Genomic DNA, 20,040 nt, shown 5'->3' on the forward strand with positions numbered 1-20,040 from the left:
GTGATACAGTCCTGGACTAACCTGGAATCTATGAAGGCGGTCACCCCTTCCGCCACTCAGCAGAGACAGCCGCCTATCCGCTTTTAAGCCCGGCTTACCCGAGCGCCCGCGTCACATCAGCGACTGCCCGCGCGACGCTGCGCTATTTCAGCACGGCGCAGGCGACGCGTGCGCCGGCGCGGCCAATCGGCTGCGACATGTGGTCGTCGGGGCTTCGCCTAACTTTGATTTCGCATTTTGCGCGGCGCCGGTCATCCTAGTGAGGCATGTCCGGATCGCGATTCCACCAACCGCCGCCGAGCGCCATGAAAAGCGCCGCGGTGTCGGCCAGACGCGTCGCCTCGGCCTGCACGCGCAACAATGAGGCGCTGAAGTAGATCCGCTGGGCGGTAAACACGGCGATCTGCGAGACCTGGCCATACTTCAATTGCATGCGCACGATATCAAGGCTGCGCTTCGCCGCGTCTTCGCTCTTGCGAGCGGTTTCGACCGCCCTGGCGTCCACCTGCAGGGAGCGCAGCGCGTCGGCGACGTTCTGAAAAGCATTGATGACCGTGCTGCGATATTGCGCGTCGGCCTGCTCCAGAGCCGCGACGGCCGAACGTTCCTTGTTCAACAGCGTCATGCCGTCGAAAAGCGGCTGCGCGGCGTTGGCGGCAAGCGTGTAGAACCCTGTGCCGGGCGCAAAGAGCTGCGCGGCATGAAAGGCGCTGGCGCCGAGATTGGCGGAGAGCGTGATATTCGGCAGCCGGCTGGCCCGCGCGATGCCGACCGCGGCGGTCGCGGCATGAAGATTGGCCTCGGCGGCGCGAATGTCCGGACGTTGCGCGACGAGCATCGAGGGCACGCTCACCGGAACTGTTCCCGGCAGCTTCAGCTGCGAGAGCCTGAATTTCTGTTCGATCTCGTCAAAGGAGAACCGGCCGGCGAGAGCGGTCAGGAGGTCGCGCTGGAGCGCGAGCTGCTTTTCAAGCGGCGGCAGCGCCTGCTCGGCCTGTGCGAGCGCCGCCTCCTGCGCAACGACATCGGCTTTGGCGATCGAGCCAAACGAATATTGCCGGTTCAGGATTTCGAGCGAGTCCTTCAGGATCGCAATGATGTTCTTCGTCGCCTCGATCTGTCCGCGGATCGACGCCTCTTGAATGGCGGCGACGACGACATTCGAGGTAAGCGCCAGCCGCGCCCCCTCCAACTGAAACCCCGCCTGTTGGGTCTGCGCCTCGAGCGACTCCAGCGTTCGCCGGTTTAGGCCCCAGATGTCCGGCGCATAGCTGATCGAGAGCTGCTTCAGGAAGAGGCCGTAAGGCGCGTTAGGATTGGTCGTGAGCGGGCTCGGAGTCGGCTGCCCCGTGACGAGGTTATAGGGGCTCGGGTAGAACTGGTTGAACAGCGACTGGTTGATGGCGCTGAGCGCGCGGTTGTTCGACTGAAGGTTCTGGCTTTCGGTGGCGAGGATCCCGACCTGAGGCAGGAGCACGCCGCGTTGCGCTTCGGCGTTGAAATAAGCGACGCCAATCGCCGCCTCGGCCGCTTCGAGCGACGGATTATGTTCGAGCGCGTCGCGCACGAGCGTATCGAGCGGCTTTGAGCGATAAAGCGCCCACCAATCCGCCGGAATGTCGCGTCCTTGAACGAAACGCTGGCCCGAGCCAGGGGAAGCTGTGCCTTCGGGCGTGAAATGCGGCGCGTCCGGGCCAAGCGGCTGGACAAAATCAGGGCCGACCATGCAACCGGCGAGCGATGCGGCGAGCCACGCAAGAGTTGCGACGCACATCATGGACGCGGCGCCGGTTCCTTGCGTGCAGATGTCGCTCGTCTTGCCCATGCAGCGGATCATCAAACTTGTAGGATCTCGTTGGCGCTGCCGCTCATGCGTCTTTCGACGAAGCGCTCGATCACAAAGTGCAGCGTCGGAATGACGAAGAGGATCAACCCGGTCGCCGCGAACAGTCCGCCGACGATGACCGTGCCGAGGCCGCGCTGAACATCGCTGCCGACGCCCGTCGCCAACGCCGCCGGGAGCATGCCCACCATTGGCACGGCCGACGTCATCAGCACGGAACGGAAACGTTCCGCCGCGCCCACAAGGACCTGATCGCGAAAGTTCGCCCGCTCATCTCCGATGATTTCGTCATCCGCGACGTCCGTGCCCAGCCGGCGCGCACGCGCTGACGCGACATGCACCGCCGTGACGCGATTGAGATGCGACACCATGATGATGCCGTTTTGCACCGCGACGCCGAAAAGCGCCAAGAATCCCACGCCGGTCGCGACGTTCAACGTCTCTTGCGTCATGATCAGCGCGATGAGACCGCCGAACGCCGACAGCGGCACCACCCCGAGAATGAGCAGCGCGTTTCGCAGCTTGGCGAAGCCAATGTAAAGGATCAGCAGCATCAACAGCAGCACGACGCCGACGATAATCGCGAGCCGCGCCTGCGCGCGTTGCTGATTTTCAAACTTTCCGCTCCAAACGACGCTGTTCAACTGCTTGTCGTAAGAGACAGTCTCGGCGACTTTCTTTTGCGCCTCTGCGAGATATGAGCTGAGATCCCGGTCGGCGTAGTCGAGGCGAACGGTCAGCACACGTTTTGTCTTCTCATGCGAGATGGCGCTTTCGCCGTTTTGCAACGAGATCTTTGATATCGCGGACAAGGGGATCTGCACGCCCGACGACGCCTTCACAAGAAGATCACTGAGCTCTTCCGGACTGCTGCGCGACTGAAGCGGAAAGCGCGCCGTCATGTCGTAGCTGCGGTCGTTGACGTAAATCTGTCCGATGGAGGCGCCGCCGACTCCGATCTGGATCATATTCGATACGTCCGAAACATTAATGCCGTAACGCGCGGCCGCGGCGCGATCGATATGGAAGGCGATCTGCGGGATCGGCGGCTCCTGCACGATAGACGTCTGAGTGGTGCCTTTCACCGTCTTCAGCGCGGCGACGATCTCATTGCCAATGCGGCGCGTCTCCCTGAGGTCTTCACCGAAAACCTTGACCACCATCGCGCTGTGAGCGCCGCTGACGAGATCATTGACGTTGTCGATAATCGGCTGGCTCACGCCGACATCCATCCCAGGAAGCTTGCTGAGGTGGTTGGTCAGCTTGGTGATGAATTGTTCCTTCGTCTCGCGTTCGGGCCATGAGTCGTAGCTATTCAGTCCGACGGGCGCCTCAATGTGGCTTGTGGTCCAGGGGTCGGTGCGATCGTCGTTCCGGCCGATCTGAGTGATGACGTAGGAGACCTCCGGAAACTCCATCACGGCGCGACGTAAATCGCTGGCCATATCGGACGCTTTTTCGAAGGATATGCCGCTCGGCAGCTGCACTTGCAGCCAAAGCGAGCCTTCGTCGAGATTGGGAAGAAAGTCGCGTCCGACCGCGCCGCCGGCCATGACGACTCCCCAAACCCCGACCGCTGTCGTGACATAGACGATCGCCGGTCGCTCCAAGCAGCGATAGAGCAGTTCCTTGTAGCGCGCCTCCATCCATTCCAGCACGCGGTTGTGAAAGGGCTTCGACGGATAGCGCAACGCCATATAGGCAAGGCTAGGCACGAGCATCAGCGTGCAGAGGAGAGCGCCGATCAGGGCGTAGGCGATCGTATAGGCGACTGGCGAGAAAAGACGGGCCTCGACGCGCTCCAGACCCAGAAGCGGCACGTAACCGGCGATGATGATGATCGTGGCGAAAAAGATCGGCCGCACCACCTGCCCGACGACAAATTGAACGTCGCCCACCCGAAGCTCGCGGTCGGGATTGTGCTCCCGCAGCGTGAGAATCGATTCGGTTACGATGATTGCGCCGTCGACGATAATGCCGAAGTCGATCGAGCCGAGAGACAGAAGGTTCGCCGGCAGCTTGGTGAAGTTCATCAGGATAAAGGCGAAGGCCAGCGACAGCGGAATTGTCGCGGCCACGACCAGCGAACTCCGCGGGCTGCCGAGAAAAAGCATCAACACGACGACGACGAGGACGATGCCTTCCGTCACCGTGTGCGCAACCTTCGAGACCGTGAGCTGCACGAGCTCGTTGCGGTCCATATAGGGGACGATTTTCACCTCTTGAGGCGCAAGTTGCGCGTTGAGTTCGTCAATTCGGTCGTGCAACGCCTTCAAAACGACCGTGGCGTTCTCTCCTTTCAGCATCTGCACGACGCCCTGAATGGCGTTCGAGTTGTAATCCTTGCCGAGCATGCCCTCGCGTTCCTGGGCGCTGTACCGCGGCGTTCCAACGTCGCGGGTCAACACAGGGACGCCGCCATGCTCGGTGATGACGATATTTCCCAGGTCTTCCTTGGTGCGGACGAGGCCAATGCTGCGAATGACATAAGCCTGTTCGCCGCGCGTGATGCGGCTGCCGCCGGCGCTGGCGCTGTTTGCAGCAATGGAGTTGGTGACGTCCGTCAGTCCGAGTCCGTAGCGCTGCATCGCGACCGGATCGAGCTGGAGCTGAAACTGACGCGTGACGCCGCCGAAATTGGCGACGCTGGCGACGCCGGGAACCTGGTTGAGCGCCGGAATCACGATCCAGCGCTGGGTTTCCGAGAGTTCTTCGACGTTTTTGGCGTCGGACTCCAGAGTGTATCTGAGAATTTCTCCCGTCGGACCCGTGAGGGGGCCAAGCGCCGGCTGAATGTTGGGAGGAAGCGACACCTGCGCGATGCGCTCCAACACGCGTTGGCGGGCCCAATAGTCCTCGACGCCGTCCTTGAACACCATGGTGATGAGCGACAACGCGAAGGTGCTGGTCGAGCGAATCGTGAGCACGCCTGGCGTGCTCGCCAGCACGCGTTCCAGGGGAACGGTGATCTGCTGTTCCACTTCCTCGGCGGCAAGGCCCGTCGCCTTCGTCGTGACGATCACCGTCACGTCGCCGATTTCCGGATAGGCTTCGATCTTTAGCTGTGTCCAGGAATAGACGCCGAAGGCGAACAAAAGCGCCGTGGCCAATATCACGCCGGCGCGGTTCCTGAGGCAAAACTCAACGATGCGCTCAATCATTCAAGAGCACCCCGCCCCGCACGACGATCCGCTGACCGGCGTCGAGTCCCTCGACAACCGCGCCGCCGAGGATGTCGGCTTCGGGATCGACCGGTCTTCGCTCGAAGGTCCAAGGCGCGACCTCGACGAAGACGTTGGACGTATCATTGACCATCATCAGAGCCGAGGGGGGAATAACCACGCGTCGCGACGGCGGTGAGAAGAAGCGCACGGTCGCGAACATGTTCAATTTGAACATGCCGTTCGGATTGTCGAAAGCGATGCGCACTTTGTTGCGGCGCGTGTCCGCCTCGAGCAACTGGCTAATAATTTCGACTTTTCCGGCGAATACTTCGTGGGGATAGGCGACAAGCGAAACTTCGACCCTTTCCCCCTTCTGCACAAAGGAGAGATCTTTCTCCTGTACGCTCGCAGTAACCCATATGCGATCTAGATTGGAGATGGTCATCATCGGCGATGTGGTGTTGTCGATGAAGTCGCCGGGCGCCGTATCCAGCGCCGTAATTGTCCCGTCGATCGGCGCGTTAAGAGTGATCTTACGCTGGCCGGTGAGCTTGCTGTTGTCGCCAATCACGTCGAGCCGGGCTTCGGCCCGCTTCAATTCCGACGTGGCCTGCAGAAAGTCATTCTGCGCTTGCTCCAGTTCTCTAAGCGCGAGACCGCCCGCCTTATTCAGTCCCGTCGCGCGATCGAGCGCGCTTTTGGTGAGCTTCGCGGTGGCTCTGGCCTTTTCGGCATCGGCCACCGCCTGCGCCAAATCGCCAGAATCAATGGTCGCCAGCGGCTGGCCCTTCTTTACGTTGTCGCCCAGTTCGATGTTGAGTTCGCTAACTCGTCCGTTGACGGGCGCCAATACTCTCACCGTCCGCGCCGGATCGGCTTCGACCGCGCCTGGGACAATGCGGCTCAGGCTAACGTCCCGGACCTGGACCGGCGCGACGGCGATGTGACTTCGATAGGGCGAGCCTTCGGGAATGAAGATCGCTTTACCCTTGCGCATGAGCGGTGGCGCGCGTCGCCCTTCCTGAGGCTGCCCTGTCTCCTGGCGGGAGAAACCCTTCTCCGGAACGAAGCGATAAATGAGCGTACCGAATAGGACCAATGCGCCGGCCGTCGCGGCGCTGAAGATTTGGCGCCGGCTCAATGAAAGACGGTTCATCAGACCCAGCGCCCGTTTAACGTCCAGTTTGCCGCTCAATAGACTCATGCCCGAGGGCTCACCGCTTATTCGCAAGGGAAGGGATATAGTCAACACGTTCTAGCTTAAGGACAGTCAACTGCGACGGAATGGTGACTGCCAACCTACCCAAGTGACTTAGATGCTACTGTTTTGTTTCTGGAATATTTCTGTTCAAGAGCAAAGTGACTTTGGTTTGATCGCTGAATGCGTATCGCCGAAGATCGTCACGGAAAGGCCCGTTCATATATTTTGCTAAAGAAGTCGCTCACTTGGATAAGGCGTCGGTTCTAATCTGGCTAATATGGCGCCGTGCGCTGGGCTGAATTCAGCAGTCGATGTCCGTCGGCTCCGCCTGGATGACCAGATTGAGGGCTGCCGTGTTGAAGCCCTCGAGATCGAGGCACAGATTGTTGCGCCTCTTGGACTATGAGACGCCTCCGCAGCAGGCGATGCTCATAGGGCTATGGCGAGACGTGGTGATCATCACTATCGGTCGTGGCCCGCCACGCGCGCAGCGCCCACCCTATTTCAGCACGGCGCAGGCGACGCGCGCGCCGGCGCCGCCAATCGGCTGCGACATGTGGTCGTCGGGGCTCGCATGCACCACGATCGCCGATCCGTCCGCGTCCAGGAGATTGATCTTGCCGCCGCTCAAGGACACGCCGTCGATGAACATTTCCGCCTGCGCGGAGCCATCGGAATATGCATAGACGTTCGGCAGATCCGCCGGGTGCGGCCCCTTGGGATTGAGGAACCCATGTTCGGCATTTGACGGATTGATATGGCCCTTCGAGTGCATGAATTTTTCGATGTCGGAGCAGTCGCCAACTTCGTGCAGATGGACGCCATGCCAGCCCGGCGCGAGCGCGCCCGGCCGCAGCATGACGCGAAGAACGACGCCATGCGGCCCCTGTTTGACCTCGATGGAGCCGATCCCCTTCCCTTTGTTGTCGACGACGTCGGCGGTTCGCTCCTCCGCGCGTGCAAAGCCGGTCATGAGCGCGATTGAAACTAAGGCGAGGACAAGTTTGTCGAACATGTTTCTCTCTCACGTCTTTGGAACCGGCGGTCGTCGCGGCGTCGCAGGATATTACGCGCGCCAGCACAGTTCCAGGCTCTCCGACCACTGTTGTTTAAAGTGCGACTGGATAAAGAGTGAATGCGGTCAAAGCGAATATAGATCCAGCGCCCCCGAGAGGCGCGTGCGATATTGTTCCAGCCGAGCTTTGTCCCTTTCCGCGGCGGCGCGCTCCACATAGGGCGCGTAATTGATGAGATTGATCGTCTTTATAATCGGCGCCATTTCGCGGATCTTCTCCTCCTTCAAGCCATAGCCCATGAGAAATTCCTGCTTGGCGTCGACCGAGAGATCATGAAGCGCCATTGAAAGATCCCAGTAGGGCGCAACGTTGGAGGCGCAGCACTCCCAATCGATCACGGCGGTGATCGCCCCAGAGGCGTCGGCGACCACGTTCTTTAGCCGCATGTCGCCGTGGTTGAGAACGGGCGACGGGTCCCAGCGCTCCATGTCGCGAACGACCGATCTCAGCCGTTTAAGCTGGCCGGCGTCCAGCATATCCTGCTCATCCAGCAGGTCGACGCGCGCTTCAATTTTCAATTCCCCGCGCAGATACTCCTTCCAAGTCTCTTTGCGCGAGAGCGTATTGCCCGACCAATCGAAGGTTTGGCCAAAGCCAGATGTCTTCACCGAGTGGATCAGAGCGGTCAGGCGTCCCATTTCACGCAAAATCGTGAAGCGTTCGGGATGATGCGTCGCCTCCTGTCCCTCGACTTTCGGAAGCACCATGTAAGGCATGCCGATAATGTCGGCGCCGACCTCCAGGATTTTCGCGGTCGGCACGCCAGCCTCGCTGGCTTTGGTGATCGCCCATTGCTCCTTGAGATAATCCTTTAGCTTGTCCGGCGTTGCGTTCATGCGGACGATGAAATCGCCTTCGGCGTGGCGGACCTCGAACACGAAATTGGTGATGCCGCCGCCGCGCGCCACGATGCTCTTGGGCTTTGACCCAAGGTGATGCTCGATAATTTTGCCCGCATTCGATCGCGCCTTGCGCGGATCGATTGGCGCTTCTTGCGCAGCGGTCATTGTGACAGCGCCTCGCTCTCCAGCCCGCCAAGGCGAAACAGCAGCTCGCCAAGCTCCTGGGAGCTTTCAATCTTCACCGTCCGCAGCAGGCCCTTATATTCCAGATCGCGCGATCCGACATGGACGGCAAGGCCGACGCCGGAAAGAAATGAATCCATCGGCGTGTCGCCGCAGCCGACAGAGGCCTGCAGGTCGACGCCGAGCCGGTCCGCAATGGCGCGCACGCCGAACAATTTATCGACGCCTTTGCGCGTCGCGAAATTCGAGCGCTTGACGTGCTGATAGGCCATCAGGCGATCCTGCGGGGCTTCGACGAGCAGAAACATCATGCAGATGTCCTGGGCCATCAAAGACTCGCGAAGATCATCCAGCGAGAGGCAGACGATCGACGACGCGCTCGTGTATTTTGTCTGAAGATGGGGGATCTTCTCCCTGACAGGCGTCCAGATCGTCTCGCCGATCATCCAGTCGCGCGTGTAGTAGAAGACAAGAAGGTCGTCGACGCCGTTCGCAAGCAGCCCGCGCACGCCCGTCAGAACCTCGTCAATTTCCAGCGGCTCAAGCGGAAAAGCGTCTAGCTCCTCGAAGACGATCTCTCCAGCCGCATCTTCTCTAAGATAGCCGACGACGCCGCCGTTGAGCGAGACAAGCGGCAAAGGCGCATTGGTGATCGAATACCACTCGCGCCCGAAGGTGCGAATGACGTTCAACGGAAACCGCAGCGTGTTCAGCACAATGGGGCGGCCAAGATCATTGAGGCGCTTTAAACCGCAAGCGACCGGATCAGGGATCACGATCCGCCCTTCAAACTCATGCACCGCAGTTCCATCAAGGTCGGTTATAAGCGCGCCCGCTCCGGTGAAATTGGTCTCCGCCAGAAACGCTCTGAGCTCTTCGTCGATTTGCTCCCTAAGCGCCATTCCCGGTTCTCCATTCTCTGTCGCCGCTTTTCGTCCTTACACAAGCAGCGAGCTTTCGCATCGAGACCGGAGACATGGTGATCGCGCCTGTTTTAACCAGACGAAAGCCCATAGGTCGGCGTGCGCTTGATGGCGGACACTCCGTTCCTATGTGGCGCCGACGCGCTCAAGCGACAGTCCTTGATTCCTAAAATCTTCGCGCGCGATCGCGCGCGAAGATTACGCTTGGGCGGCGTAGGCAAGCGGCCTGGCCGGCGCTTGTTACACACATCTTCTCAACGGCGGACATCTTGCCGACATTACCTTTGAGCGGCGCCCGCTCCCCGCTGGCGCCGCAATGAGACGGTCGAAGTGACCGGCCGCGCCTGCGCCGTTCGGCGGCCGGCAAGTGAGGCGGACTGCATCTCGCAAGTTCAGGTCCGAACGACTGAAACTCAACACGATGACACCTAGATACGCTCGGCTTATTAGAAACAAAACGAAACTAAGCAGCCGGAATCTCGACACTCCCGTGCGGAACATTCCGGGCGCCACTTGCTCCACCAAGAAGTGAGCAGTACATGCCGTTCTACTTAGGTATAAAACAAGCAGTGATAAATGCTTTTTACATTGCCAGTCGCATTCGGTCTGCTCTAACCAAACGCAGAAAACTTGCACTATTTACGCATCATAAGAGCGCATCGACCTGGCTAACATCGATAGTCGCGAATATTTGCCGCGAGAATAATTTAAAATACATCGCGATCCCTTGGGGGCGTCAATGCCCAGAGTCAGGATATACTATAGAGACGGCGCTTAAGTCCGACAATGATGTCGTTGTCGCGCTGAACGCTGACTACTTCAGCATAAAGAACCATATATCTGCGGACATGCAATGCATGCACGTTATAAGGAATCCTCTGAGTGTCGTCGTCTCCGCATACTACTCCCACCTCCGAACCCATCCGATTGATGGATGGCGCCTCCTGATTGGTCAGAGGAGTGCTTTGAGTGAAGTAGACCAAGACGTCGGCATGGCCTTGACCTTGGCGTTTCTTGAATCGCGTCACTTTCAGCCTGAGACGAACGGTCCTTTGTGCGATATGATCTCGTGGAATTATGACGACTCACGGATCGTCACGTTGCGCATGGAGGACATAACGTCAAACGCAGCTAATTTCTTCCGCGTGCTGTCTCGAACGGAGGTCTTGAGAAAGGCGACGATGCCTGATCCTGATAGGTTTTCGTTTGCCGCAATGACCGGCCGGCAACAGGGAGTGATAGATCTCTCGTCGCATTATCGCTGTGGAAGCAGCACTGAATGGCGAGATGCTTTGCCGAATGGAGTTATCTTATATGTCCTTCATCATTATCGAGAATTTCTGCTACGGTTCTATCCAGAAGTTATTTTCGAAGCTGACTCCTTGAGCGCCGCCAGAGTGCGTTCGAATTCAGACTGCCTGCGGACGTGAGGAAGCGAGGACGCCAGCGACTGGCTGTCATACGCTGCGTTGCGCGCAACAAAACGAAACAACCGCGCCAGAATCTCGACACAGCTGTGCGGAACTCTCGGTTTGGAACTCGCCGCTGGCTCGAAGCCGCGAGTAGGTGAACTCTCCGACCTTGAACAAACCCGCATCAAGCGCGGCCGATAGGCGATGGATCCTGGTCGTCGAGGACGACGAGGATATTCGATCGCTGTTATCGAAATATCTCAGCGACAACGGGTTTAAGGTGATGCTTGCCTGTGACGGCAAACAGATGGACGAGGTTCTCGCAAGCGCGCGGGTCGACCTTGTCGTGCTCGACGTCAACCTTCCCGGTGAGGATGGATTTTCCATCTGCATGCGCTTGCGAAACACGGGAAGTCCGCCATTGATCATGTTGACCGCGCGCGGCGAAGACACGGACCGGATACTTGGTATCGAACTTGGGGCGGACGATTATCTTGTCAAACCCTTCGTTCCGCGTGAACTGCTCGCACGCATCGGGGCCGTCCTCCGGCGGACCGCCCCGGATATTGAGTCGTCCCAGAAAATCAGCGCCTATAGCTTTTCTGGATTCTTCCTGGACTCTTCCACACGGCGCCTGTTGGGCCCGACCGGCGTGCGGGTGATCCTCACGAGCGCGGAATTCGACCTGTTGCTGACGCTCTGCCGCAATCCCGGAAAAATATTCTCGCGCGAGGAGCTGAAGGCGTCGTCCACGACCGAGCGGAGCGTGGACATCCTAATAAGCCGGCTTCGTCAAAAGATCGAGAATGACCCGCGAGACCCGACGCTCATTCAGACGGTCCGCTCGATGGGCTATACGTTCACGGCGAAAGTCAACGTCCAGTGAGAACATCTGCGCTCCGAAACATCAATGTGCAGCTGGGACTTCTCCTCCTCCTATGCGTCGGCCTGTTCCACGCGGCGGTGACGACGATCCTTTTCCTGTCCGAACCCGCTCCCGGCCACCCTCGCGACCTGAGCGCCTCCATTGTCGTGGCGGCTTTAACCGCGTTGGACGCCGCCTCCGCTGCGGAGAGGCCAGCCATCGCAACAGGTTTTAACGACAACTTTCCGGGGTTTCACGTCGCGCTCTCAGAGCCAGGAGTCGTCACGCGCAACGGGGCGCAGCCAGTTTATTTTCGGTTTCGCCTCCCCGTCGGAGTCGAGATCGCAGCGCACGATGACAACAAGCGATTTAGCGGGTCGTTGCACGATGGGCAGCAATTCCTGCTCGACGCTCCGATGCGGCCTTCCGGATTTCCGCGATTCGCGATCGTCACCCTGGGCTTCGTCGCGGTGAGCTTGTTCATATTCTCCCTATGGGCCGCGCTGTCGCTTACGCGGCCCCTGACGAATTTCGCGGACGCCGCCGAATCCTTCGGCCTCGACAGCGTTCCGGCGCAGCTCGCCGAGACAGGCCCCGAAGAGGTCCGCAAGGCGACGCGGGCCTTCAATCGCATGCAGCGTCGTATTGCCGAGATGGCGACTCAGCGAACGCGGATGTTGACGTCGGTCAGCCACGATCTTCGGACCCCAATCACGCGGATGCGTCTTCGCGCCGAATACATTGAGAGCAGCGAAACGAAAGCAAAACTGCTGCGGGACCTCGACCAGATGGAAGCGATGGTCGGCGGCTGCCTCGACTATCTGCGCGGTGGTTTCCAGCAGGAGATCGTCGCGCTGGATCTGGCGAGCCTGTTGCAAGCGATTGTCGATCAGTTCGTCGATGTGGGCGCCAATGCGCGCTACGACGGAATCGATCACGTCAACGTTCTGGGCAGTCCGGACAATCTCGAACGCGCATTCTCCAACCTAATCGACAATGCGGTGAAACACGGGGAGAATCCTGAAATCCGGGTGCTCGAAAGCGATGACGCAGCGGTCGTCGAGATTGCCGACAGGGGTCCAGGCATCCCCCAAGCAAGGAGGGATCTGATGCTGGAACCCTTCGAGCGAGGAGACGTAGGCGCGTCCGCGAACACAACAGAGGGCTTCGGGCTCGGCCTGGCGATCGCGCGCGCGATCGTCGAAGCCCACTGCGGACGCCTCACGCTGAATGAGCGGACCGGCGGCGGCCTGATCGCGAGGGTATCGCTGCCCAAAACCGACATCGAAACAAATCGAAACGAATTGAGCAAATAAATGTCCCCTGAGAGTTCGACCTTGACGCCCAAAGGGGGTCGTCGGGATGTCGATACATCAATCAGGTCCAGGCCGCGCCGCGCTATCGGGTAAAACAGTCGCAGTCGTTCATCCTGCGTGGCATTCCTGCGGGACGCATCAGGTTATCGCTAGTCAGATAGGAGCCTACAAAAAGCTCGGCGCGCGTGTGCTTTCCATTGCGCTCATGGACGATGTCACGCCTTCGGTCGGCCGCGGCGCACGCTGGAAAGATTACAGGGCGCATAGTCAGGATCTCGCCGCCGACGAGAGATATGAATCGTCCGCCACGATCCCTGATCTCTTCAAGACAACGCTCCTTAAGGACGGCTGGTGGCCCTTAACGCATGGCGATCAGGCAACCTGGCTGGTGGAGCTGGTGAAGCGCGCGCCTCTTCCCGAAGCGCTCGATACGAACGCTATTGACCTGATTCATGCCAACCACTTTTTCGTCTTGCCTTTCGCCGAGAAGATGCGCGAGAGGCGCAGTATTCCCGTCGTCCTCGACACTCACGACATCCAGGCTCGGCAATACGAACTCCGCAATCGTTCGGGCTTTAGCATCCCGCCTTACGTGGGCTATAGGAGCATGCTTGCCGTCGAACTCGATTGGATCAAGCGCGCGGACGTTTGCATTCACTTGAATTCGGAAGAGTATGCGGCGTTTCAGCAGCTTCTGCCTCTCGCGCAACACGAGCTGATCTATCCCTCGATCGCCCCTGCGGCGCCTCACGACAATGGCGATCGCGCTATTTTCGTCGCTGGCAACAACGCCGCCAACTACATCAGCGTTCGATGGTTCTTGAAATATATTGTGCCGCGCGTGCCCGAAATATCGATTTCAATTTTTGGCGATATCGCCGATGGCGTGAAAAGCCATGACCGACTCCTGTATAAGGAGCATCGCAATCTGTTCCGTGGCAGAGTAGCTGAAATACAGTCTGCCTACGCCGATGCAGCTTTAGTTCTCCTCCCCACCAGAGAAGGGCATGGCCTTTCGATCAAAACCGTGGAGGCTCTCTCCAGCGGACTGCCGGTCGTCGCGACGTCGAAGGCTTTCAGGGGCATGGGGATCGATCCATCACAGCTTCGCAACGTGTTCATCGCGGACGAAGCCAGCGAATTCGCCGCCGCCATGATGAAGCGTCGTGGGATGAGCGAACGAAGCGATCCGATGACGAGCGATACGCGCGCATTATACGAAGAGAGATACTCATCTGAGCGTTATGCGAGTCGCCTCGGCGACATCGCAAGCAAGTTGATGGCCCGTATGCAAGCGAAGTGAGCCCACGCAATCGGCGCTCCTTTCTCTCGCCGCGAAGGGCAGCGGCAAAGACAACCAAGATGAAAGCACCCCAATCTTCCGAGGCGGCGCGCGTCCGCGCTTTCGGCGTACACTCTGGAGAAGAGCAAAGATGGAGCAGCACATTGAACACGAAAGCGAGGTCGCCCTTTTTCTCGCGTCGCAGATTCAGCTAGAGAACCTGGAAATGAAACGCAGACGCATGGCGGATGCGCTCGATCCAGTAACGGCTTTCGTCTACTTCAAATTGAGAGAATTCTACTGGACTGTGACCAAGCAGCTAGGACTTGGTCACCTGCACAATGGATCGAGGACTCGTGACCGCTTGAGGCTCAGGCGTCGGCCTCTATTGCCAAAAGAACTCGCCTCGGACGACACGCTCTCCTCAATCTCCTCTTGCCGTATTTTCATCGATGTAACGCCAACGCTACGTGTTGGAGGGAAAACCGGCGTGCAGCGCGTCGTTCGCGAAATAGCCAAGAGATCGATCCAGGATCGATTTGCGCTTCCCGTCGTTGTCGAAAACAGTGAACTTCTTTCCTACTACGATCATCCGTTGCTCCCGGCGTCGATCACGTTCAGCGAAGGCGACAAATTCATGCTCCTCGACGCAAGCTGGGGCATGCTTTCCGAGCATCTGCCTCTTACTCAGCGGCTGGCCGATGTCGGCGGACAGCTCATAACGGTCGTACATGACCTGATCCCCTTGATCCATCCGCTCAGCGTCACGCCGCGAATGACTGAGGAATTCAACGAGTGGTTCGAAAAACTCGTGCTGAAAAGCGATCGCATCATATGCGTCTCAAAGAGCACTGCGACGGATTTCATCGCCTATGTCGCGCGCAAAGACCTCGCTACCAAGCCGAATCTTCGCATCGGCTGGTGGCGACTGGGCGCGGATTTCGACGACCAAGAGAATTCCTCGATTTCTCCTGAAGCCAAAATCGTGACCACAAGCGAAACGCCTTACTTTCTGAGCGTAGGCACTCTTGAACCGCGAAAATGCTATCCGATCGCGCTCGACGCTTTCGAACGTCTTTGGTCGAGCGGCGTCGAAGCGCGTTACGTCATCATTGGCCAAGCAGGCTGGCAAAGCGAATCTCTCCAACATCGCATCAAACAACACTGTGAATTTGGGCGACGCCTCCTATGGCTCGATAAGGCGAGCGACGCCGATCTTCATCACTGCTATACCCATGCGCGCGCATTGGTTTATCCATCGATGATCGAAGGGTTTGGCCTCCCGCTTGTTGAAGCTGGTCGTTACGGGCTTCCCGTCATCGCCTCGGATTTGCCGGTGTTCCACGAAATCGGCGGAGACCACGTCCGCTATTTCAATTTACTGGACTCGATCGACTTGGCCGACAAAATCGAGGAGCTCTATCGAGAACCGATCACAAAGGAAAAAATGCCGATTTATTCCTGGGACGATTCTGCGCGCAGTCTCGCTAACCTAATCTTGCACGATGCCTATCAGACCCGCACTGAGGTGGTCCTCGCCTGATTTGCAGCCCAGCGTCTATCCAAGCGGCAAGACCCACGTGCTTCAATTTCTCCTCGCGAGACGGATCTAAGCCGCGGCAACATGGAGAAAGAGATCAAACTCCGCTGGCTGGGCCTCATGCCTTTAAGAACGATCTCCGACCCAACTTATGGATGCGCTGGCGACACAACATCGAGCGCGGCCTTCTTGCGTGACCCCGAATGGTCCGCCGCGAGGACGAGGTAGACCGCGGGCAGAACAAACAGCGTGAACAAGGTGCCGATAGAAAGGCCCGAGGCGATCACCAGCCCCATGTTGAAGCGCGACGCCGCGCCCGCGCCCGCCGCCATGATGAGCGGGAAGACGCCGAGCACCATCGCCGCGGTGGTCATAAGGATCGGACGCAGGCGAATGGACGTGGCCTCCAGGATCGCTTCCCGTTTCGACATGCCGCCGTGTTGCAATTCATTGGCGAACTCCACGATCAAAATGCCGTGTTTGCTGATCAGGCCCATCAACGTCACCAGACCGACCTGGGTGTAAATATTGATGCTCGCGCCGCCAAAGCCGAGCATGATGAAAACCAGCGCGCCGGCGATCGACATTGGGACGGATACGAGAATGATCAGCGGATCGCGGAAGCTCTCGAATTGCGCGGCGAGCGCGAGAAAGATGATGATGAGGGCGAAGCCAAACGTCACCGCGAAGCCGCTCGACTCCTGAATGAACTGGCGCGAGGGTCCGGCATAGTCGATCGTATAGGTCGCGGGCAACGCTTGGCGCGCGACCTCTTTCAGCGCGTCGAGCGCCTCGCCGGCGATGACGCCCGGCGCGGCCACGCCAGAAATCGTCACCGAATTGATCTGTTGGAAATGATTGAGCGACTCGGGAACGATGGCGGTTTCGAGCTTGGCGACGGTCGAAAGCGGCGCCAAGGAGCCGTCCGCCGTCTTGATGTAGTAGTTCAAGATCTGATCCGGATTCAGCCGAAACCGTTGGGCGACCTGCGGAATGACTTTGTACGAACGGCCGGCGAGCCCGAAATATTGCGTATAACCGCCGCTCAGCGCGGTGGTGAGCGCGCCGCCGACGTCGATCATTCTCAAGCCGAGTTGCGCGGTCTTTTCGCGGTCGATGACAAGCGACAACTGCGGCTGATCAATCTTGAGATCAGTGTCGAGGAACATGAACTTTCCCGTCGCCAGAGCTTTCGACAGGAATTCGCGGGAGATGCCGTCCATCTTCTCGAAAGGGTCGGTGCTCTGGAACACGAATTGAATCGGCAAGCCCATCGAGCCCGGAAGCGGCGGCGGTTGGAAGGCGACGAAGCGCACGCCCGCAACGGCGCTCAGCTCCTGTTGGAGCATATGCTGCAAGTCCTCCGCGCCGACCTTGCGCTCATCCGCGGGCTTGAGCACGACGCCGGACAGATTCGCCGCCAGCGAATTGATCTGGAACACGCTGTCGGTCTCTGGATGCTTGGCGATGATCTTATATGCCTGATCGGCGTAGTACAGCTTTTGTTGGAGAGTGGCGTTGGGCGCCGGAGTCGCCTGCGCCAGAATGATGCCCTGATCCTCGTTTGGCGCGAGTTCGCTCTTGGCGCTGGCGTAGAGCCAATAGATGCTCGAAAGCACCAGCCCGCCGAAGACGAGCGTCACCGGGACGTAATTGAGGGAGGAGTCCAGCAGCCGGTGATAGCGGTCCCGGACGGCGTCCATCCGCGCATCGATAAAGCCGACGATGCGGGACTCAAGCGTCTCCTCGCCTCGCTTCGGGGGCTTGAGCGCGAGCGCGCAACTCACTGGCGACAAGGTGAGCGCGACGACGCCCGACACGGTGACCGCCGCCGCCAGAGTGAAAGCGAATTCGACGAAGAGCGCGCCGGTGAGGCCGCCTTGAAAGCCGATCGGCACATAGACGGCGATCAGCACGATCGTCATGGCGATGATCGGCCCCGCGAGTTCGCGCGCCGCCAGCAGCGCGGCGTCGACAGGCGTGAGGCCTTCGCCGAGATGCCGGTTGACGTTTTCGACGACAATGATGGCGTCGTCGACCACGAGGCCGATCGCGAGCACCAGCGCCAGAAGCGTCAGCAGATTGATCGAGAAGCCGAGCGCGAGGAGAAACGTCAGCGAGCCAATGAGCGAAAGCGGAATCGCCATGATCGGGATCAGCACCGAGCGCCACGATCCCAAAAACACGAAGACGACGGCGGTGACGATGAGGACCGCTTCGATGAGCGTGTGAATCACCTCGTCGATGGAGCTGTTCACGAAATTCGTCGTGTCGTAGACGATCTCGCTATTCAAGCCTTGGGGCAGCGCTTTGACAATGTCGGGATATGCGTCTTTGACGCCTTTGACGACATTGAGCAAATTCGCGTTCGGCGCCACTAGAATGCCGATATAGACCGCCTGCTTGCCGTCGAACGACACCGAGGATTCATAATCGTCCGCGCCGAGCGTGACATTGGCGACGTCGCGCAGCTTCACATTGGCGCCGTTCACCTGCTTGACGACGAGGTTGCGAAACTCCTCGAGTGAATGGAGCGACGTCGCCGCCGAGAGATTGACCTGAACCCATTGGCCCTTGGTCGAGCCGAGGCCGGCGATATAGTCATTGCTCTGGAGGGACGCCGCCACTTCGCTGGCGGTGAGCCCATAGGCGGCGAGCTTCACCGGATCGAGCCAGGCTCTGAGCGCAAAGGTCTTGCCGCCGATGAGTTCCGCCGTCTGCACGCCCGGCACCGATTGCAGACGCGGTTGCACGACGCGGATGAGATAGTCGGTCACCTGGCTCGGCGTGAGGATGTCGCTGTTGAAGCCAATGTACATGGCGTCGGTCGTTTGTCCGATCTTGACGGTGATGACGGGCCGCTGCACGGCCTGCGGCAATTGGTTGAGCACCGAATCGATCTTGGTGCTGATCTCGGTGAGCGCCTTGCCGGAATCATAGTTCAGGCGCAGATTGGCGGTGATCGTGCTCACGCCGATCTGACTCGTCGAGGTGAGATAGTCGATGCCATTCGCCTGCGCGATGGCGTTTTCGAGCGGCGTCGTGACGAAGCCGGCGACGGTCGCCGGATCGGCGCCAAAATAGTATGTCATCACCGTGACGACGGCGTTTTGCGTGCGCGGATATTGCAGCACGGGCAAAGTCGCCAGCGATCTCAGGCCAAGCACCAGGATCAGCAGGCTCACCACGGTGGCGAGCACCGGGCGGCGCACGAAAATGTCGGTGAAACGCATGTTGCGAAATCTCCGTTCACTGATCCACGGGCTTGGGGTTGTCGTCGACAGGTGGCGACGGCTCTTGCGAAACGGCGAGCGGCGCGCCGTTGCGCAGCTTGACCTGACCGGCCGTCACAACTGTCGCGCCTTCGGGCACCCCTTCGAGCACCGAGACTTCATCGCCGCGCGCTTCGCCGAGCCGAACGAAGGCTTGATGCGCGATGAGCCCGGAGCCTTGCGGCGCCTTCTTATCGGCGCTCTCTTCGCTTTTTTGCGCAAGGAACACCGAATTGCCGAAGGGCGCATAGACGATCGCCGTTTGCGGCAGCGTGATCAGGCGTTGAGGCTTGCCGGTCGCGATTTCCACTGACGCGAACATGCCGGGCCGCAGCTTGCGTTCGCCATTAGCGAGGCTCGCGCGGACCTGCACGTTGCGGCTTGCGAGATCCACCTTGGAGCTGATGGCGTCGATCTTGCCCGTAAAGCTCTGGCCGGGAAAGGCGTCGACGGTCGCGGCGATCGTTTGTCCGACCGAGACGCCATTCAAGTCCTGCTGCGGCAAGACAAAGTCGAGAAAGATCGGATCGAGCGCCTGCAAAGTCACGATCACCGTTCCGGCGCCGATATATTGGCCAAGATCGATCTGACGGATGCCGAGCCTTCCTGCGAAGGGCGCGAGCAGGGTTTTTTGCGCGATCACCGCCTCCTGCTGAACGACCTGGGCGTTGGCGCTTCGCAGATTGGCGATGTCCGTATCCACAGTCGCCTGACTCGCGGCGCGGATTTTGAGCTGCGACTGGTCGCGGCGCAGGTTGATGGCGTTGAGCTCCGCGGTGGCTTTCAAGGCTTCGAGCCGAGCGTTGTCCGTATCCTTGCGCAGCTCGATGAGAATTTGCCCCGCCTTGACGTCCTCTCCCGACTGGAAGTGGATCTTCTCAACGATGCCGGAGGTTTCGAGCGCGAGGTCCGCGCCATTGACGGCGCGGAATGTGCCGATGGCGGAAAACTTCGGGCGCCATTCCCGATAGGCGGCCGTCGTCACCGACACGGTCTGCGGCGGATTGGCCATGGAGGCGAGGAACCGCCCGATCATCATCGAGCGGAAACTGACGAAACCGTAAAGGCCTGCGAACACGAGGGCGACGATCGCCAGCATGATCATCATGGGCTTGAACATC

The 20,040-nt window shown here is 59.4% G+C and carries 12 protein-coding genes and 1 pseudogene; 5 read left to right on the forward strand and 8 right to left on the reverse strand.

The features are described 5' to 3' along the window. Positions 1 to 256 precede the first annotated feature (256 nt). The 6 genes from A3OO_RS0100140 to A3OO_RS0100165 form a co-directional block, all read right to left on the reverse strand. Positions 257 to 1,825, reverse strand: coding sequence for an efflux transporter outer membrane subunit (locus A3OO_RS0100140; RefSeq protein WP_040573501.1), 1,569 nt, complete (start codon positions 1,823 to 1,825; stop codon positions 257 to 259). 11 nt (positions 1,826 to 1,836) lie between these two features. Next, positions 1,837 to 5,004 (reverse strand): efflux RND transporter permease subunit, encoded by a 3,168-nt coding sequence (locus A3OO_RS0100145; RefSeq protein WP_018405801.1) that lies wholly within the window; start codon positions 5,002 to 5,004, stop codon positions 1,837 to 1,839. Next, complete coding sequence (locus A3OO_RS0100150; RefSeq protein ID WP_040573340.1) at positions 4,997 to 6,211, reverse strand: efflux RND transporter periplasmic adaptor subunit; 1,215 nt, start codon at positions 6,209 to 6,211, stop codon at positions 4,997 to 4,999. Before A3OO_RS0100150 ends, A3OO_RS0100145 begins: the two co-directional genes overlap by 8 nt. 496 nt (positions 6,212 to 6,707) lie before the next feature. Next, on the reverse strand, positions 6,708 to 7,223 hold the full coding sequence (locus A3OO_RS0100155) for a superoxide dismutase family protein (protein WP_018405803.1): 516 nt from the start codon (positions 7,221 to 7,223) through the stop codon (positions 6,708 to 6,710). Between the two features lie 126 nt (positions 7,224 to 7,349). Continuing rightward, entirely contained in the window at positions 7,350 to 8,291 is a 942-nt protein-coding gene (locus A3OO_RS0100160; protein ID WP_018405804.1) for a phosphotransferase family protein, read from the reverse strand. Further along, a complete protein-coding gene (locus A3OO_RS0100165; RefSeq protein WP_018405805.1) occupies positions 8,288 to 9,211 on the reverse strand; it encodes a Cof-type HAD-IIB family hydrolase in 924 nt (307 codons plus the stop codon). Before A3OO_RS0100165 ends, A3OO_RS0100160 begins: the two co-directional genes overlap by 4 nt. 1,602 nt (positions 9,212 to 10,813) lie before the next feature. Between A3OO_RS0100165 and A3OO_RS0100175 the strand changes: the two genes are divergently transcribed. From A3OO_RS0100175 to A3OO_RS0100190, 5 genes and pseudogenes are all read left to right on the forward strand, one after another. Then, positions 10,814 to 11,530, forward strand: coding sequence for a response regulator (locus tag A3OO_RS0100175; RefSeq protein ID WP_018405807.1), 717 nt, complete (start codon positions 10,814 to 10,816; stop codon positions 11,528 to 11,530). Positions 11,531 to 11,925: 395 nt separating this feature from the next. Beyond that, positions 11,926 to 12,147 (forward strand): annotated as a pseudogene (locus A3OO_RS24130) (two-component sensor histidine kinase); the annotation flags it as partial. Positions 12,148 to 12,183: 36 nt separating this feature from the next. Continuing rightward, positions 12,184 to 12,825 carry a sensor histidine kinase gene (locus A3OO_RS24135; RefSeq protein WP_245257194.1) on the forward strand — a complete coding sequence of 214 codons (642 nt, stop codon included), beginning with the start codon at positions 12,184 to 12,186 and terminating at the stop codon, positions 12,823 to 12,825. Between the two features lie 205 nt (positions 12,826 to 13,030). Further along, positions 13,031 to 14,128 carry a glycosyltransferase gene (locus tag A3OO_RS0100185; RefSeq protein ID WP_018405809.1) on the forward strand — a complete coding sequence of 366 codons (1,098 nt, stop codon included), beginning with the start codon at positions 13,031 to 13,033 and terminating at the stop codon, positions 14,126 to 14,128. 469 nt (positions 14,129 to 14,597) lie between these two features. Then, positions 14,598 to 15,650, forward strand: coding sequence for a glycosyltransferase family 4 protein (locus A3OO_RS0100190; protein ID WP_245257062.1), 1,053 nt, complete (start codon positions 14,598 to 14,600; stop codon positions 15,648 to 15,650). A 146-nt stretch (positions 15,651 to 15,796) separates the two neighbouring features. On the opposite strand, the gene A3OO_RS0100195 is transcribed toward A3OO_RS0100190, so the two are convergent. Further along, complete coding sequence (locus A3OO_RS0100195; RefSeq protein WP_018405811.1) at positions 15,797 to 18,880, reverse strand: efflux RND transporter permease subunit; 3,084 nt, start codon at positions 18,878 to 18,880, stop codon at positions 15,797 to 15,799. 16 nt (positions 18,881 to 18,896) lie between these two features. After that, the gene (locus A3OO_RS0100200; protein WP_198008845.1) at positions 18,897 to 20,039 is read right to left on the reverse strand and encodes an efflux RND transporter periplasmic adaptor subunit; all 1,143 of its coding nucleotides are present in this window, start codon (positions 20,037 to 20,039) and stop codon (positions 18,897 to 18,899) included. Between the last annotated feature and the right edge of the window lies 1 nt (position 20,040).

Source organism: Methylocystis rosea SV97, assembly GCF_000372845.1.
GTDB lineage: Bacteria > Pseudomonadota > Alphaproteobacteria > Rhizobiales > Beijerinckiaceae > Methylocystis > Methylocystis rosea.